At 64.8% G+C, this 16,729-nt stretch carries 16 protein-coding genes; 13 read left to right on the top strand and 3 right to left on the bottom strand.

All coding sequences use genetic code 11. The features are described 5' to 3' along the window. The first annotated feature begins 86 nt into the window (after nt 1–86). The 9 genes from M653_RS0120720 (at nt 87) to M653_RS0120680 (ending at nt 8,699) form a co-directional block, all read left to right on the top strand. Entirely contained in the window at nt 87–1,334 is a 1,248-nt protein-coding gene (locus M653_RS0120720; protein WP_027145055.1) for a sugar ABC transporter substrate-binding protein, read from the top strand. A gap of 120 nt (nt 1,335–1,454) precedes the next feature. Further along, nucleotides 1,455–2,351: a sugar ABC transporter permease gene (locus M653_RS0120715; RefSeq protein ID WP_027145054.1), complete on the top strand. Its 897-nt coding sequence runs from the start codon at nt 1,455–1,457 to the stop codon at nt 2,349–2,351. Between the two features lie 6 nt (nt 2,352–2,357). Then, nucleotides 2,358–3,200, top strand: coding sequence for a carbohydrate ABC transporter permease (locus M653_RS0120710; RefSeq protein ID WP_027145053.1), 843 nt, complete (start codon nt 2,358–2,360; stop codon nt 3,198–3,200). Between the two features lie 207 nt (nt 3,201–3,407). Next, nucleotides 3,408–4,229, top strand: a complete 822-nt coding sequence (locus M653_RS0120705; RefSeq protein ID WP_027145052.1) for a sugar phosphate isomerase/epimerase — start codon at nt 3,408–3,410, stop codon at nt 4,227–4,229. Between the two features lie 4 nt (nt 4,230–4,233). Next, on the top strand, nt 4,234–5,310 hold the full coding sequence (locus M653_RS0120700; RefSeq protein WP_027145051.1) for a Gfo/Idh/MocA family oxidoreductase: 1,077 nt from the start codon (nt 4,234–4,236) through the stop codon (nt 5,308–5,310). Further along, nucleotides 5,310–6,128, top strand: coding sequence for a sugar phosphate isomerase/epimerase (locus M653_RS0120695; protein WP_027145050.1), 819 nt, complete (start codon nt 5,310–5,312; stop codon nt 6,126–6,128). The genes M653_RS0120700 and M653_RS0120695 overlap by 1 nt, the downstream gene beginning before the upstream one ends. Then, nucleotides 6,128–6,958, top strand: coding sequence for an alpha/beta hydrolase (locus tag M653_RS0120690; RefSeq protein ID WP_027145049.1), 831 nt, complete (start codon nt 6,128–6,130; stop codon nt 6,956–6,958). The genes M653_RS0120695 and M653_RS0120690 overlap by 1 nt, the downstream gene beginning before the upstream one ends. Continuing rightward, a complete protein-coding gene (locus tag M653_RS0120685; protein WP_027145048.1) occupies nt 6,955–7,677 on the top strand; it encodes a ribulose-phosphate 3-epimerase in 723 nt (240 codons plus the stop codon). Before M653_RS0120690 ends, M653_RS0120685 begins: the two co-directional genes overlap by 4 nt. Then, nucleotides 7,677–8,699 carry an ROK family protein gene (locus tag M653_RS0120680; protein ID WP_027145047.1) on the top strand — a complete coding sequence of 341 codons (1,023 nt, stop codon included), beginning with the start codon at nt 7,677–7,679 and terminating at the stop codon, nt 8,697–8,699. The genes M653_RS0120685 and M653_RS0120680 overlap by 1 nt, the downstream gene beginning before the upstream one ends. 160 nt (nt 8,700–8,859) lie before the next feature. On the opposite strand, the gene M653_RS0120670 is transcribed toward M653_RS0120680, so the two are convergent. Next, nucleotides 8,860–10,188, bottom strand: coding sequence for a dicarboxylate/amino acid:cation symporter (locus M653_RS0120670; protein ID WP_027145046.1), 1,329 nt, complete (start codon nt 10,186–10,188; stop codon nt 8,860–8,862). A gap of 322 nt (nt 10,189–10,510) precedes the next feature. On the opposite strand from M653_RS0120670, the gene M653_RS0120665 reads away from it, so the two are divergent. Genes M653_RS0120665 through M653_RS0120650 form a run of 3 tightly spaced genes read left to right on the top strand, consistent with a single transcriptional unit; the run spans nt 10,511 to nt 14,120 of the window. Next, the gene (locus tag M653_RS0120665; protein WP_051442753.1) at nt 10,511–12,313 is read left to right on the top strand and encodes a sensor histidine kinase; all 1,803 of its coding nucleotides are present in this window, start codon (nt 10,511–10,513) and stop codon (nt 12,311–12,313) included. Next, nucleotides 12,310–13,695 (top strand): sigma-54 dependent transcriptional regulator, encoded by a 1,386-nt coding sequence (locus M653_RS01000000133135; protein WP_032935708.1) that lies wholly within the window; start codon nt 12,310–12,312, stop codon nt 13,693–13,695. Before M653_RS0120665 ends, M653_RS01000000133135 begins: the two co-directional genes overlap by 4 nt. Further along, the gene (locus M653_RS0120650) at nt 13,692–14,120 is read left to right on the top strand and encodes a GNAT family N-acetyltransferase (RefSeq protein WP_027145043.1); all 429 of its coding nucleotides are present in this window, start codon (nt 13,692–13,694) and stop codon (nt 14,118–14,120) included. The genes M653_RS01000000133135 and M653_RS0120650 overlap by 4 nt, the downstream gene beginning before the upstream one ends. Here the strand turns inward: M653_RS0120650 and M653_RS0120645 are convergent, their stop codons facing one another. Together M653_RS0120645 and M653_RS0120640 are read right to left on the bottom strand one after the other, a co-directional pair. Then, nucleotides 14,121–15,236 (bottom strand): anhydro-N-acetylmuramic acid kinase, encoded by a 1,116-nt coding sequence (locus tag M653_RS0120645; protein ID WP_027145042.1) that lies wholly within the window; start codon nt 15,234–15,236, stop codon nt 14,121–14,123. It lies immediately after the preceding gene. Nucleotides 15,237–15,245: 9 nt separating this feature from the next. Next, entirely contained in the window at nt 15,246–16,250 is a 1,005-nt protein-coding gene (locus M653_RS0120640; RefSeq protein WP_027145041.1) for a serine hydrolase, read from the bottom strand. A gap of 161 nt (nt 16,251–16,411) precedes the next feature. Between M653_RS0120640 and M653_RS01000000133130 the strand changes: the two genes are divergently transcribed. Next, nucleotides 16,412–16,729 (top strand): transposase family protein (locus M653_RS01000000133130; protein WP_032935706.1); only part of this gene is annotated, 318 nt, incomplete at its 3' end.

Here is a 16,729-nt window from a genome sequence, read left to right as displayed (position 1 = left end):
AGGGCGAGGCGTCTGCGTAAGAAGACTTCTGAATAACCAGACGATCGGCAGCATTGTGCGGTCGATCCCCAGAGAAGGAGGAGAATATGACGTTCCGTATAAAACCTGCGATGCTGAAAATAGCCGCGACCGCATGGTTGCTTGGCGCAACCGGCGCCATGGCCGACACGACGCTGGAATTCACCCAATGGTGGGAGCCCGAATTGCCGGCTGGCTCGCTCAGGGCGATCATGGATGACTTCGAGGCCGCGAACCCCGGAATCAAGGTGACGCTGGTCAGCGGCCCCTACGCGACCACGCGAGACCAGATCTCGGTTGGTGCGGCAACCGGAACGCTCAGCGACGTCGTCGGCCTCGACGGCGCCTGGGTAAACAATCTGAACGCGCAGAACGCGCTGGCTGACATGAACCCGATGATGGACGCAAGCGGCTTCGACAAGAGCCAGGTCGCGGATATCATCAAGGTGGACGGCAAGGCGGTGATGTTCCCGGTCGCTTCGTTCGTCTATCCGGTCTTCGTGAATTTGGACCTCGCCGCCCAGGCAGGCGTGACCAAGCTGCCGTCGACCCGCGCGGAATTTCTCGAAGCCGCCAAGAAGATGACGCACGCCGACAAGAACCAGTACGGCTGGGTGCTGCCCCTGTCGCTGCAAACGCCGTCCGGTGTCCAGAACGACATGATGTCGTGGGTCTGGGCTTCGGGTCAATCGATGATGGCGAACGGCAAGCCCGACCTCGAGGGCAAACCGGTGGTGGATATGCTCACCTTCGTCAAATCACTCAACGACGCCGGCACCATCTCGCCCGGCATCGCCACCAAGACCGAGCAGGAAAAGGTCGAGGAATTCGTCAACGACCGCGTCGGGATGATGATCGACTCGCTCGCGCATGTGAACCTTATCCGCAAGCGCAATCCCAAGCTGAACTTCGACCTCATCCCGGTCCCGGTCGTGGAAAACTATACCGGAAAGCGCGGCCTTCCCTATGCCTCCTGGGGCATCGGTATCTCCGCGGCCTCGAAACATCAGGAGGAGGCCTGGAAACTCGTCCAGTATTTGATGAGCGAAAAGGTGAACGCCAAGCTCGTTTCGCTTGCAAACGCCTTCCCGGGCAACGTCAACGCCAAGCCTGACTTCGTGACGTCCGACAAGGCGTTCGGCAAGGCTTTCGAGATCTTCAAGACCGGCTATCTCGCCAACGAGTTCACGGGCCTGCCGGTGGCTGAAGATCTGATGACCCAGTTCGACGTGCAGGCTCAAAAGATGCTTGCCGGTGAGCAAAAGCCGGAAGAGGCGGCCGCTGCCGCGCAAAAGGGCTGGATGGCGAAATTCTGATCGGCGTGCTCCGCTCTCGCCGCCCACTTATCGGTTGGCCTGCCATTAGGCGGGCCAGCCGGCAAATGACGAACCTGAATGGTATTTGAAGCTCTTTTCTCTTGTCGCGAGGTTGCCACCATGACCCGGCAGAAGCGCTCCCATCACAAGCTCAAACGAGCTGTGGCGCCCTATCTCTATCTGTCGCCCTCGCTGCTCATAGTCGGGCTCCTGATGCTGTTGCCGATGGTCACGGTGATTGCCTATTCCTTTCAGAACAGCGCGGTACTGCGTCGTGATCCATCCTTTGCCGGGCTAAAGCACTACCAGGCGATCTTTGACGATCCCGTGTTCTGGGCTTCGCTGTGGCATACGCTCTATTTCACATGCATGAGTGTCGTTTTCCATATGACCATCGGCATGATCTTCGCACTCATGCTGAACAGCGACCGCATCAATCCGACGCTGCGCAATGTGCTGCGCGTGCTCTACATCCTGCCTTGGCTGTTCACTGCTGTGATCATCGCCGTGATCTGGCGTCTCTTGCTTGAGCCGAACGGTGTCGTGAACAGCATTCTCATGCAGATGGGCATCATCGGTTCCAAGATCGAGTGGTTTTCCTCACCCGAGACCGCGCTGCACGCCGTCACTTTCGCCAATATCTGGGCGGGCTACCCGCTTTTCATGGTCAGCCTGCTCGCAGGCCTGCAAGGCATTCCCAAGGATTTCTACGAGGCCGCCGATATCGACGGGGCGAGGGCCTACCAGAAGCTGATCTTCATCACCATCCCGCAACTGATGCCGATCATCATCAGCATCTCGCTGCTCGACTTCATCTGGACCATGCAGGTCTTCCCGTTGATCTGGATAACCACGGGCGGCGGTCCGATCTACGCGACCGAGGTCCTCAGCACTTACACCTACAAGCTGGCGTTTTCGAGCTACAACCTGTCCCAGGCGTCGGCGAGCGCTGTGGTCATCCTGCTGATCTCGCTCGGCCTGACGCTGTTCTATATTCGCTATCAGCGGGCTAGGTAGGACGCCATGAGGAAACGGAACTCTGGCAAAGACAAACTGATCACCGTCGCGCTGCATATTGCTCTTGCGGCAGGGCTGTTCTTCGCAGCCTTCCCGATCTACTGGATGCTCAGCAGCTCGTTCAAGTCGAATACCGAAATCTTTGCCCTGCCACCAACCATCTTGCCGAAGGCCTTCACGCTGGAAGCGTATGCAGCCATCCTGGGCGACCCGGTAAAGCTGCGCTTCTTCTTCAACAGCTACTTCGTGGCGGGAGCGGTGACCGTGCTGACAGTGCTGATCGCCTTGCTGGCGGCCTACGGGTTCAGCCGCTTCAACTTCCGCGGCAAGGGCAGCCTGAACACGCTCATCATCAGCACGCAGACGATCCCGCCGATCACACTTTTGATCCCCTTCTTCGGGCTTGTCGTTTCGTACGGCATCTTCGACACCTATGTCGCGCTGATCCTGACCTACCTGGTGTTTACGTTGCCCTATGCGATCCTGCTGATGACGGGGTACCTGAACACGTTGCCACGCGATCTCGATGAAGCCGTCGCCGTTGACGGCGGCACGAGTTGGACAGCGCTCTGGCGAGTGATCGTCCCGATTTCTCTGCCTGGTATCGTGGCGACGTCGGTCTACACCTTCCTGTTATGCTGGAACGAATTTCTCTTTGCGCTGACGCTGACGAAGTCCACGTCCATGCGCACCGTCCCGATCGGCATACAGCTGTTGATGGGACAGCACGCCTTCGAATGGAACCAGATGATGGCGATGAGCGTGCTCGGCTCGCTACCGCTCTTGCTCATCTACCTCGTTGCCCAGAGGTTCTTCCTCGCCGGCATGACCGCGGGCTCGGTCAAGTAGGATGTCCATCCCAAGGAGAACTGACGGAGCAGGCCCCCGTGTATTGCAATAGATCATTGGACCCTATCTGCTGGCGGGCGATATCGCCGCGGCCTCGGCCGTCGTCCCGTTCCGCTGATCATGCTCGTGCTGTTCTTCCAGCGCCACGTCATCGAAAGCCCGACGAAAGGTGGCCTCAAGGAATAGGCGGAATCAAGGAATGAAAGGATGAACGTGAAAGACCTCAAAGTCGGCTGCCAGACCTTCACCTGGGAAATGCTGGGAGACCGGTTCACCGGTGGCCCCGACGATCTGTTGAAGGCGATCGCGGATGGCGGCTACGCCGGCATCGAGATCACCGACACCATGATCGGCCGCTACGCCGGCAAGCCAGCCGAGTTCGCCGCCGCGCTGAAGTCGTCCGGCCTGGTGCTGGTTTCCTTCGCCTTCGGCTCCAGGAGCGGCTTCACGCTGAAGGATGAGATCGGCGCCGACCTCGAAACTGCCAGGCGCTGGATCGATTTCGTGGCAAACTTTCCCGATGCGCTGGTGTCGATGGGCTCGGCGACCGTCGTCTCCGACGGGCCGCGCGACGACAAATTCGCAATCGCGGCCGAGCTGTACAACAAGGCCGGCGAGCTCGGCCGCAAGGCCGGTGTCCAGGTGGCGGTGCATCCGAGTTCGCATCACAACACGCTGCTGTTCGACCGCGCCGATTACGACGCGATCTTTGCCTTGCTCGACGCCGATCTGGTCGGCTGGGTGCCGGACACCGGTCACATCCTGCGCGGCCACAAGGATATGGCCGATACGCTCACCACCTACCGCGACCGCATCCGCTACATCCACCTCAAGGACGTCGACGCCAAGGGCAGGTGGGCGATGCTGGGCAAAGGTGTTTGCGACACGCCGCAAGTCATCGAGATCGCCGGTACCGCGCCGAACTTCAACGGCTGGCTGGTGCTGGAAGAAGAATCCGACACCGCGGCCGCCGATCCGGCCGGTGCGGTCAAGACCAACCGCCAGACGATGCGCGGCTACGGGGCCTGAGACGATGATCAAGAAACAGGACAGACGCCTCAGGGTCGGTGTGCTCGGCTGCGGCCCGATCGCGCAGTTCGCGCATCTGGAATCCTGCGTCAAGGCCGGCAATGCCGACCTCCACGCCATCTGTGACGCGGCACCCGATCTGCTCGCCCGCATGGGTGCCACCTATGAGCCGCAGAAGATGTATGCCGACTATGACGCCATGCTCGCCGATCCCGAACTGGAAGCGGTCATCGTCGCCACGTCGGATGCCTATCACGTGCCGATGTCGATCAAGGCGCTCGATGCCGGCAAGCATGTTCTCTGCGAAAAGCCGATCGGCACTTCGATCGAGGAAGGCGAGGCCCTGGCGGAGGCGGTCAAGCGCTCCGGCAAGGTGCTGCAGGTCGGGCACATGAAGCGTTTCGACCCGGCACTGGAGGCCGCGCGCGACTTCGTCCGCGACGAGATCGGCGAGGTGCTGGCGCTGAAGGCCTGGTATTGCGATTCCACCCACCGCTACACCAACACCGATGCCGTGCAGCCGCTTCCNGTCACCAGCAAGCTGGCGAAGAAGCCGGGCGGGAATCCCAAGGCCGATCTCAGGCAATATTTCATGCTGGCGCACGGTTCGCATCTCGTCGATACGGCGCGCTTCCTCTGCGGCGAGATCGTCGCCGTGCGCGCCCGCCTCAACGAGCGCTTCGGCGCCCATTGCTGGTTTGTCGAGACCGAATTCGCCAGCGGTACGCTCGGCCATCTCGATCTGACCGTCGCCGTGCGCATGGACTGGCACGAAGGGTTTCAGCTCTATGGCGAGAATGGTTCGGTCATCGCCAGGACGTTCAACCCCTGGTATTTCCGCGCCAGCGAGGTCGACATCTTCCACGAGAAGGACGCGACCTCGCGAAAACCGCTCGGCGCCGACGGCCATTTCTTCCGTCGCCAGCTCGAGGGCCTTGCCGACACGGTTCTGAACGGCGCACCGATGCGCGGCGCCAATGTCGAGGACGGCATCGCCTCGATCCGCGCCATGGTGGCGATTGCCCGTTCTGTCGAGACTGGCGAACGGGTTGAACTTGCCTCGGTTTCGGGTGCCGTCTGATGCGCCTCGGCATCTTCGCCAAGACTTTTCCGGGCACCGATCCGGCCGCCGTCTTGGCCACGGTCAAGCAGGCCGGATACGAGACGACACAGTTCAATCTCGCCTGCGCCGGCCTGCCGTCGATGCCGGACGTCGTGCCGGCGGATGCCGTCGCCGCCATCCGCGCCGCCGCGCGATCGTCAGGCGTTTCGCTGGCCGCGCTGTCGGGCACCTACAACATGGCGCATCCCGACAAGGCTGCGCGCGACGATGGGCTGAGGCGGCTTGGCGTCGTCATCGAGACGGCCGCTGCTTTGGATATCCCGCTGGTCACACTCTGCACCGGCTCACGCAATGCCGCCGACCAGTGGGCTTACCACTCCGACAATGCTGATCCGTCCGCCTGGTCCGACATGGCCGCCGCGATGGAAAAGGCCCTGGCGCTGGCCGGGAACGCCGGCGTCGATCTCGGCATCGAGCCCGAGCAGGCCAACATCGTCACCTCGGCCGGGGATGCGATGCGCCTGATCGGCGACATGGGTTCGAAGCACCTGAAGATCGTGCTCGACCCCGCCAACCTGTTCGAGCATGCGACACCGGAGGAAGCGCGCACCATCGTCGCCGCCGCGATCGATGAGGCAGCCGGCCACATCGCCATGGCGCATGCCAAGGACCGTTTCGCCGACGGCCGCTTCGCCACATCAGGCCAGGGCGTCGTCGACTTCCCGGACTTCGTCGCGCGCTTGAAGGGGGTAGGTTTCGATGGCGCGCTCGTTACGCACGGCTTGTCCGCCGACGAAGCCCCTGGCGTCGCAATCTTCCTGCGAAGGCTGCTCTGATGGGTGTCGCGCCGACGATCATGCTGCGCGGCGATGCAGCGCTCCGTGTCTTCGACATGGGGCAGGGTCTTCCCATCGTCTTCCAGCATGGCCTCGGCGGCGATGCCGCCCAGGTGGCGCAGAACTTTCCCGACGGCCCGTCGCGCCGCCGGCTGACCGTCGAATGCCGTGCGCAAGGCGGCGCCAGTGCCGGCAGCGAGCGTCCGTTCTCGATCGCGATGTTCGCCGAAGATGTGCTGGCTGCCGCCGATGCGGCGGGAATGGAGCGCTTCGTCGCCGGCGGTATCTCGATGGGTGCCGCCGTTGCACTGCACCTGGCGGCTCGGCATCCCGAGCGCGTCTCTGGCCTCGTGCTGGTGCGTCCGGCCTGGGCTTTCGACGCGGCGCCTCAAAACATGCAGCCTTACGTCGAAGTGGCGGAACTCATCGACCGGCTTCCGCTGGACGAGGCGCGCGATGCCTTCGCGTCATCCGCGACGGCAACCCGCTTTCGCAGCGAGGCCCCGGACAATCTCGCTTCGTTGCTCGGCTTCTTCGAGCGCGAGAATGCAACCGTCTTCGCCGAGGTAATGCAGTCGATCGCCAATGATGGGCCTGGTGTGACGCGGGCCGAAGCCGCCGGCCTTGCAAGGCCCACGCTGGTCATCGGCAGCGGCATCGATCTCGTCCATCCCTTGGCGACCGCCCGCGAACTGGCGGAAACGATCCCGAACGCGGTCTTCGCCGAGGTGACGCCGAAGGCTCTCGACAAGAACAGCCATTTCGCCGAAATCCGTGCCGCCATCAGTGGCTTTCTCGACAGAAATTTCAACAACCAGGACCAGTCATGATCTCGAAACTCTTGTCAGGCCCGGCCGCCATCGCCGCATTGCCGCGCGATCGTCTGATCGCCGAATTCTCATCGTGGTCGGCCAATCTCGCCAATTTCGAGAGCGACCTGAGGCGCATCGAACCCTATGTCGATCTGCACCACATTGACGTCGCGGACGGCCATTTCGCGCCGTCCTTCCTGTTTTTCCCCGATCTCGTCGCTCGTATTGCCAAACTGACGGCTAGGCCCATCCACGTCCATCTGATGGTCGACGGGGCAATCGTCGAAGAACAGACGCGTCAGTTCATCGAGGCTGGCGCCGACATGATCAGCGTCCATGCTGAGAATGGCGAATCGGGTCTGCGCGCGGTGCGGCTGGCGCGTGCACTCGGCGCCGAAGCCGGCGTCGTGTTGAGGCTGGAAACGCCGGTCGAGGCGGTGACGCCTTTCGTTTCCGAGGTGGCTTTCGTCACGCTTCTCGGCACCGCGATCGGGGTCAAGGGCCAGGGCCTGTCGGAGAACGCCTGCGACAGGCTGGGCGAGGCCCGCGTTATCCTGCGGAACGCCGGCCGCGAGGCGGCTGTGGTGCTCGCCGCCGATGGCGGCATCCGCCACGAAACCGTGCCGCGGCTTCGCGCGGCAGGCGCCGAGACCGTGGTGCTCGGTTCGCTCGGTTTCGGCGACAAGGATCTCGCCGGCCGCATCGGCTGGCTGCATGATTTGAAGGTCGCGGCCTGATGAGCATTGAAGCCGCTCTTGCGATCGACCTTGGCGGCAGCGAGCTTCGTGCCGCTCTGGTTGACCGTGACGGCAAGATACTGGCCTTCGCGGTGGTGCCGACGCAGGCGCAGGCCGGCCCCGATGCAGTGATCGGCCAGATCGAGGCGCTGGCCGCGACCGTCCATGCCGAGGCGCCGGGGCTGTCGATCCTCGGCGTCGGCGTCGGCGCGCCGGGTCCGCTCGATCCGCTGGCCGGCATCGCCGTCGGACCGCCGACGCTGGCCGGCTGGCAGGACGTGCCGCTGGCCGACATCCTCGAGCGGCGGCTCGGCCTGCCGGTAAGGCTGGAGAACGACGCCAATGCGGCCGCACTTGGCGAATGGCGCTTCGGCGCCGGCCATGGCGCTCGCTCGCTGGTCTTCGTCACCGTCTCGACCGGGATCGGCGGCGGCGTCGTCGCCGACGGGCGTATCCTGCACGGTCGCCGCGGTCTTGCCGCCGAGATCGGCCATATGACCATCACCAACGAGGGCGAGCGCTGCGTCTGCGGCGTCGTCGGCTGCTTCGAGGCCATTGCCTCCGGCACCGCGCTCGGCCGCCGCGCCGATGCCGCGACGTCGCCCCTGGACGGCTCGACGCTGCGCCGCCTGTCGGCCAACGCCGAGGTCACCGGCCGCCATGTGGTCGAGGCAGCCAGGCTGCAGGATGATCTCGCTGTGGCCCTGCTCGAGGAGGAGGCCCGCTGGCTTGGCGTCGGCTTCACCAATCTCTTGCATCTCTATTCGCCCGACGTGCTGGTCGTCGGCGGCGGCATCGCCAATGGCCTCGACCTGATGGCGCCCGTCATCGGGGCGACCATCCGGCAGCGCGCTATGCGCGCCTACCGCGATGTGCCGGTCCTCCAGGCCCAGCTCGGCCGCCACGCCGGGCTGGTTGGTGCCGCCAGCCTTGTCCTGTTCGACGATTTGGGCACGTTGGCGGCTCCCATGCCTGTCGGCCCAAGCACATATCCGGACAGGAGGAGGGACTTCAATGGCTGAGCTCAAGCTGCGCGGCCGGATCGCGATGCAGGTCGATCCGTCGCTGCCATTTCTTCGGCGCCAAAGGCGGGTCGCCGCTGGGCAAAGCCGTCTGACATCACGGACATAAGCCGATGGCCGCAAGCTGAGTGCTTGCGGCCATCATCATACGGAACGGCGGTTACTCGGCGGGAACGATGTCCGCCGGCAGGCTGTCGTCGGCCGTGCCAGCCAATGCCCTGGCCAGCTTGGCTTCGTCGAGCTCGCCTTCCCAGCGCGCGACGACCAGCGTCGCCACCGCATTGCCGACGAAGTTGGTCAGCGCCCGGCATTCCGACATGAAGCGGTCGACGCCGAGGATCAGCGCCATGCCGGCGACCGGCACCGAGGGAACCACCGAAAGCGTCGCGGCCAAGGTGATGAAGCCGGCCCCGGTGATGCCGGCGGCACCTTTCGAGGAGAGCATGGCGACCAGCAGCAGCAGGATCTGGTCTGATATCGACAGATGGATGTTCGTCGCCTGGGCGATGAACAGCGCCGCCAGCGTCATGTAGATGTTGGTGCCGTCGAGATTGAAGGAATAGCCGGTTGGGATGACCAGCCCGACCACCGAGCGCTTGGCGCCGGCCTTTTCCATCTTCTCCATCAGCGAGGGCAGTGCGGCTTCCGACGACGATGTGCCCAGCACCAGGAGGAGCTCTTCCTTGATGTAGCGGATCAGCGACTGGATCGAGAAGCCGTTGTAGCGGCAGACCGCGCCGAGCACGACGAAGACGAACAGGAACGAGGTCGCGTAGAAGGTTCCGACCAGCATGGCGAGGTTGATGACCGAGCCGATGCCGTATTTGCCGATGGTGAAGGCCATCGCGCCGAACGCGCCGATCGGCGCTGCCTTCATCAGCACGCCGACCAGCTTGAACATCGGCGCCATCAGCGCCTGCAGGAAGTTGAGCACCGGCGTGCCCTTGTCGCCGACCAGCGCCAGCGCGATGCCGAACAGAACCGAGAAGAACAGCACCTGCAGGATGTCGCCGTCGGCGAAGGCGCCGACGATCGTGCCGGGGATGATGTTCATCAGGAAGCCGGTGACCGACTGGTCATGCGCCTTGACGGCGTAAGTGTTCACGGTCGATGCGTCGAGCGTCGCCGGGTCGATGTTGAAGCCGGCGCCCGGCTGCACGACATTGGCCACGACAAGGCCGATGATGAGCGCCAGCGTCGAGAAGGTGAGGAAGTAGAGCATCGCCTTGCCGGCGACGCGGCCGACCTTCTGCAGGTCGCTCATGCCGGCGATGCCGGTTGCGACCGTCAGGAAGATGACCGGGGCGATGATCATCTTGACCAGCTTGATGAAGGCATCGCCGAGCGGCTTCATGCTCTCGCCGATCGACGGATAGTAATGGCCGAGCAGGATCCCGATAGTGATTGCTACGAGCACCTGCACGTAGAGCTGGGCATAGAGGGGCTTGCGCTGCGCGGCGGGCGCGGCGGATTGGTCTGCGATATGCATCGAACTCTCCCTGGCCGGATGGACGGAACCCGCCCTGCGTGACTTCTCCCATCGCGGCGCTCCGGTCGCCCGCCGCTGCAAGGACTTTTGCAAGCGCTGTGCCAGATGGCGGATAGGCCGAAATCCCGGGGTTTCAGCCGTTCCTGCCCTGCTGTCGACGGAGACCTGTGCGGATTTCCGCACAGGTCTTGTTTGCCCTGGCGGAATTTCGCATTAGACTGGGCCAAAGCCGTGCAGGGAAGGGAGAGGGCCGACGCCGCGACAGCGCATCGATAGCGAAGCCCCAGGGTTTGCCGCCCGCGACCTGTTGCGCGAAGCGGTAATGCGCCTGCGCGGCGGCCGTTGGCTGCTTGCGGCGATCGCGCTCGCGGTGCTGGTGGGAGCAGTCGCCGTTGCCGGGCGCATCGCCGAGGATCAGGCCGCCGGCAACTTGCGCGAGGGGGCACTGGCCGCCTTGCCGCTGGCGGCCGGAACCCTGACCGGCGAAATCGAAAAGCAGCGTCTCGTGCCGCTGGTGCTGGCGCGCGACGATGCGGTGCGCGATGCGCTGCGCCGCGCCGGAAAGGTCGAGGAAACAGCTCTCGACGCCAAGCTGAAGGCCATAGCCGGCGATGCATCGGCCTCGGCCATCTATGTCATCGACACGGCGGGCATGGCGATATCAGCCAGCAATGCCGGCCAGCCGGACAGCTTTGTCGGCATCGACTATAATTTTCGTCACTATTTCACCGATGCGATGGCCAAGGGCGCGGCCAGCCAGTATGGCCTCGGCACGATCAGCGGCAAGCCGGGACTCTACCTCGCCGGCCGTGTCGACGATGGTGGCAAGCCGCTTGGCGTCGCGGTTCTGAAGGTCGAACTCGGCGGTGTCGAAGCCAATTGGCGCGCCAGCGGCTTTCTCGTTTTCGTCACCGACGAGCGCGGCGTCGTTCTGGCCACCAGCCAGCCCGATTGGCGCTTCCATGCGCTGGCGCCGCTCTCCGCCGCGGACGCCGCCGCGGCGCACGACCAGCTTCAACTGGTCGGCGCCGCCTTCGAGCCGCTGCCGATACGGCGTGGCGCCGGTGACGGTCTGGCGACAATCGACGAAGCCGGAAAATCGCGCCGGTTCGTCGAGGTGGTGCAGGACTTGCCCGGTGCCGTCCCCGGCTGGCGCCTGTGGCTGCTGACGCCTGCCGATGCCGCCCTGACCTCCGCCGCCAACACGGCGCGCCTGACGACACTGCTCGGGCTGCTGCTGATGGGGCTGCTTGCCTATGTGTTCACCCGGCGCCGTCGCACACGCCGGCTGCGGCAGGAGGCGCTGGCGCGCATGAACACCGAGCTCGAGAGCCGCGTCAGCACCCGGACCGCCGAATTGACGCGGTCGAACACGGCCCTTGCCGGCGAAATCGCCGAGCGCGAAAACGCCGAGGCCAAGGTCCGCCGGCTGCGCGACGATCTCGCCCAGGCCAACCGGCTCTCCATCCTCGGCCAGATCGCCGCCGGCGTGGCGCATGAGATCAACCAGCCGGTCGCCGCGATCCGCACCTATGCGGAAAATGCCGGCCGCTTTCTCGAGGCCGGCAAGACCGAACCGGCGAGCGGCAATCTGACCTCGATCGTGTCGATGACCGAACGCATCGGCGCCATCACCGGCACGCTGCGCACTTTTGCCCGCCGGCCCGGCACTGCTGCATCGCCTTTGCCGGTGTGCGAGGCGATCGAGGGTGCGCTGTCGCTTCTGTCTGGCCGCATCCGCGATTCCGGCGTCACCATCGTCAGGCCGCGCGGTACCGCATCGCCATTGGTGATGGCAAGCCGCATCCGGCTGGAGCAGATCCTCGTCAACCTGTTGCAGAATGCGCTGGACGCCATGAAGGACCGGCCCGATCCCCGCATCGAGATCGACCTCGCCGAACGTGGCGACAGGGTGCTGATTTCGGTGCGCGACAATGGTCCCGGCCTCGGGCCGGAAGCCGCCGGCAATCTGTTCATGCCGTTCCAGACCACCAAGGAAAAGGGGCTTGGCCTCGGCCTGGTGATCTCGCAGGAGATCGCCCAGGAATTGGGCGGCACGCTGCGGCTCGACCCAGACACGGCCAGCGGCGCATCCTTCACCATCGACTTGAGGCGGATCGAATGACGCAGGGATCAGGGCTGGTGGCGCTCGTCGACGACGATGCGGACCTGCTTCACGCCACCACGCAACTGCTCGAACTTGCCGGCTTCACGGTGATCGCGCTCGACGCCGCCGAGGCAGCGCTTGGTGTCGTCGACACGGATTTCGAGGGTGTGGTCGTCAGCGATATCCGTATGCCCGGCATGAACGGTCTGCAGCTCTTCGACCGCGTCAAGGCTGTTGACCCCGACTTGCCGGTGATCCTGGTCACCGGGCATGGCGATGTCGATCTTGCCGTCGCCGCGCTCAAGGACGGCGTCTATGATTTCATCCCGAAACCCTATGCGGGGGAGCGCCTGGTCGAGGCCCTGAAGCGGGCATCGGAGAAGCGGCGGCTGGTGATGGAAAACCGGCGGCTGCGCGAAGCCGCGGCACTTGCCGCCGACGGCATGCCGTTGATCGGCGAAGCGCCCGCCATAAGGCGGTTGCGCGAGACATTGCGCCAGATCGCCGACATGGATGTCGACGTGCTGGTGGAAGGCGAGACGGGAACCGGCAAGGAAGTGGTGGCCGACCTCCTGCACCGGTGGGGCCGCCGCCGCGCAAAGCCCTTCGTCGCATTGAACTGCGGCGCTCTGCCCGAAACCGTCATCGAAAGCGAGCTCTTCGGCCATGAGGCCGGCGCGTTCACCGGCGCGCAGCGGCGGCGGATCGGCCGGATAGAGCACTCCAGCGGCGGCACGCTGTTCCTCGACGAGATCGAATCCATGCCGCCGGCGTTGCAGGTCAAGCTCTTGCGGGTGCTGGAGACGCGCAGCCTCACCCCGCTCGGCTCGAACGAGACGCGGCGCCTCGATCTCAGGGTCGTCGCGGCGACCAAGGTCGACCTCGGCCGGCCCGACCAGCGCGGCGATTTCCGCGAGGACCTCTATTTCCGCCTCAACGTGGTGACGCTGCGCATACCGCCCTTGCGCGAGCGGCGCGGCGATATCGCGATGCTGTTCGGCCATTTCCTCGGCAAGGCGGCGGAGCGGTTTGGCCGCCCTGTCGCCAGGGTGAACGCCGCCGTGAGCCATCATCTCCAGGCGCACGACTGGCCGGGCAATGTGCGCGAGCTCGCACATTTCGCCGATCGCGTCGCGCTCGGACTTGGTCCCGATGACGAAACCAGGGCAGTCGCGCGGCTGCCGGAGCCGGCCGCCGCACTGCCCGAGCGGGTCGGGCAGTACGAGGCGCAGCTCATCCGCGACGCGCTGCGCGATCATGGCGGCGACGTGCGCGGCGCCATCGACGCGCTCGGCGTGCCGCGCAAGACGTTCTACGACAAGCTCAAGCGCTACGGCATTGCCGCATCGGACTTCCGCCCTCTCGACGCTTCCAACCGCGCAATCCGGAAAGAGCCATGAACACGACACTTGAAACGACGGCAAATCCCCAGCCGGAAGAACTCGCCTTTCTCAGTGAACGGCTGACGGCGTTCAACGACGGCGATGTCGGCGCATCCGAAAGGAAGGCGCTGGCCGTGTTCGTGCGCGACGAGGACGGCGCTGTCGTCGCCGGCATCTCGGGCTACACCGCCTGGGGCTGGCTCTACGTGCAGTGGCTGTGGGTCGACGAAAGGCTGCGTGGCCAGCACATGGCAGGCCAGATGCTGGACGCAGCCGAGCGCGAAGCCGTGGCGCGCGGCTGCCAAAATGCCTGGATCGACACTTTCAATCCCAATGCCGCCAAGGTCTATCAGCGGCAAGGTTATCAACCTTTTGGGACGCTGGCCGATTTCCCGGTCGGCCGCAGCCGAATTTTCCTGCGGAAGAATCTATCGCCGGCGTGATCAGCCAGCCAGCTTTCCCCCGCGCATCGGCCGCGGTGCGCCGGTCGTGCTCGGGAAACTGATCGGCAGGCCGCGCAGCACGCGCACCGCGAGGAAGGCAAAGCACTCCGCCTCCACCGCGTCGCCGCTCCAGCCGAGGCTTTCGGCCAGCACCACCTCGACGCCGGCGCGGCTGGCGAGCATGGCCATCATCGTCGGGTTGTGGCGGCCGCCGCCGCTGACCACCAGCTTCTTCGGCCGGCTTGGCAGAAGGTCGAGCGCCTTGCCGACTGCGGCGGCGGTAAACGCGGTGAGCAGGGCCGCGCCATCCTCGGCGTTCAGGCCGTCGGCCATGGCGGCGCCGAAGTCGAAACGGTCGAGCGATTTCGGATAGGCCTTGGTCAGATAGGGATGCTGCAACAGCTTGGCGAGCCGGGCTTCGTCCACCTCGCCCGCGCGGCCCAGCGCGCCGTCACGGTCCATTTCGCCGAGCCCTTTCGACTTGATGAAATCGTTGAGCGGCGCATTGGCGGGGCCGGTGTCGAAGGCGATGACATTGTCGGCGCCGTCCCACCAGGTGATGTTGGCGACGCCGCCGAGATTGAGCACGGCCACCTCGCCACTGGCGCCGGCGCTGCGCATCAGCGCGGTGTGATAGGCGGCTGCCAGTGGCGCGCCTTGCCCGCCGGCGCGCATGTCGGCCGAACGGAAATCATAGGCGACCTTGGTGCCGAGGATCTCATGCATCAACTCGCCGTCGCCAAGCTGGCGGGTCTGGCCGAGCCGTCCGACCTGGGGCGCGCGATGCAGCACGGTCTGGCCGTGAAAGCCGACGACGCCGATATCGGCCATCGTCATGCCGTACCCTTCGACGAGTTCCTTCACCGCCGCCGACTGCGCACGCGTCAGCGCCTCTTCCGCCTTGCTGAAGATCGCCGGTTCCGGCCCGGTGAAATTCCAGGCCCGTGCCGCCGTCAGCGTCTCCTCCAGCAAGGAGCGGATCGACGGGGGGTAGGGCATCAGCCGGTAGGTGCCAAAATCCTCGATCCGCTCGCCATCCGTCTTGATCAGGGCGACATCGATGTTGCCGTCAAGCACGGTACCGGTCATCAGGCCGGCAGCCCAGATTGGTTCCATGGTCTATCCCTAGCCCCTGTTGATGAGATCGCCGACGGCTCGCCGCAGCGAGACGATGCCGCTGTCGAAATGACGCGTCGGATGAATGCGGTTGGTGAGCAAGGTCCACGCCTTGCCCTTGTCGAAGTCTATCCACAGTCCCGTGCCGGTAAAGCCGGTATGGCCGATCGTTCCCGGACTGCATAACCCACCCCCGGACCAGCCTTCGTGAGGTCGTTCCCAACCATGGGTGCGGGTGGCCGACAAGGGCTCGCGCATCAGCGCGATCGATTGTTCGGATGCGCCGGTTCCGTCCAGCAGTCCCTGGGCGAAGTCGAGCACCGAAGCGGCCGTACCGAACAGGCCGGCGTGACCAGCGCCCTGCAACGCCGAGCAATTGTCGTCGTGCACCTCGCCGGACAGCACGCGGTGGCGCCAGGTGCAATCCTCGGTCGCCGCGGCGGCATCGGGTTCCGTGGACCAGGCAAAGCCCGGGCCGGGCTCCATGGCGCGGATGCTCTTGCCCGACAGCCGCTCCAGCGCAAAGCCGAGCAGGATGAAGTTGATGTCGGAATAGACCGGGTCGCGCGCCCGCCATTCGCGCTGCAGGATGAAGGCGCGCAGCAGCTCGGGATCGCGTCCATAGGTGTAGATCGGCTCGACTGCGGGGAAGGGCGTCTGGTGGCCGAGGCACTGTCGGAAGGTCACCTTCCGCTCCCAGGCGTTGGCGTCATATTGGCGAAGGTCGGGAAGCACCGAGATCAGCGGTGCGTCGAGATCGATGATGCCGTCCTGCGCCAGCGCCAGGATACGCGGCGTTGTGAAGATCACCTTGGTCAGCGACGCCAGGTCGAACCAGGTGTTTTCCCGCATCGGCCGCGGCTTCGGCACGAGCTGCGCCGAGCCGATTGCGCGGACGATGCGCTCGCCATCGCGGCTGACAATGCCGAGCACCCCGCCAGGGATACGTCCGGCGGTCACTGCCGTTGCGAGTGGCTGGAATGCACGATCGAAGACCTGGGTGAGGCTACTCAATGCCGGCCTCCTTCGGATAGGTAGCGCTCTACGGCGCCCCCCTCTGTCCTGCCGGACATCTCCCCCTCTAGGGCAGGGGAATCGCATATGACGTTTTGGGAGTTGAAATTGGTCTGAGAAGAGATTCTTTGGGANGGCAGTCCAACGAAGGATCGACTGCCATGTCCTGCCTTGAGAGCTATTTCGGCGCGGTGCCTGACCCGCGCGCGGCCAACGCCACGCACCGGCTTGGCGATTTGATNGTGATGATGGTTGCGGCAAGCCTGTGCGGCGCGACCAATGCGACGGAGTTTTCGTTGTTCGCNCAAGAGCGCAAGCAGGCGCTGTCGCGGTTGATCGCCTATGAGGAGGCGCCCAGCCATGACACCTTCTCGCGGCTGCTGCGCTTGCTCGACCCAGAGGCCTTCGGGCGCGCCTTCGCCGCCTTTGCCGCAGGCTTTGCCCAGGCATGCCAGGGCGTGGTCTCGCTCGACGGCAAG

It is taken from the genome of Mesorhizobium sp. WSM3626 (genome assembly GCF_000513935.1).
Lineage (GTDB): Bacteria > Pseudomonadota > Alphaproteobacteria > Rhizobiales > Rhizobiaceae > Mesorhizobium > Mesorhizobium salmacidum.
The sequence above is the reverse complement of the archived record's forward strand: the minus strand, read 5'-3'. Positions and strand labels throughout refer to the sequence as shown.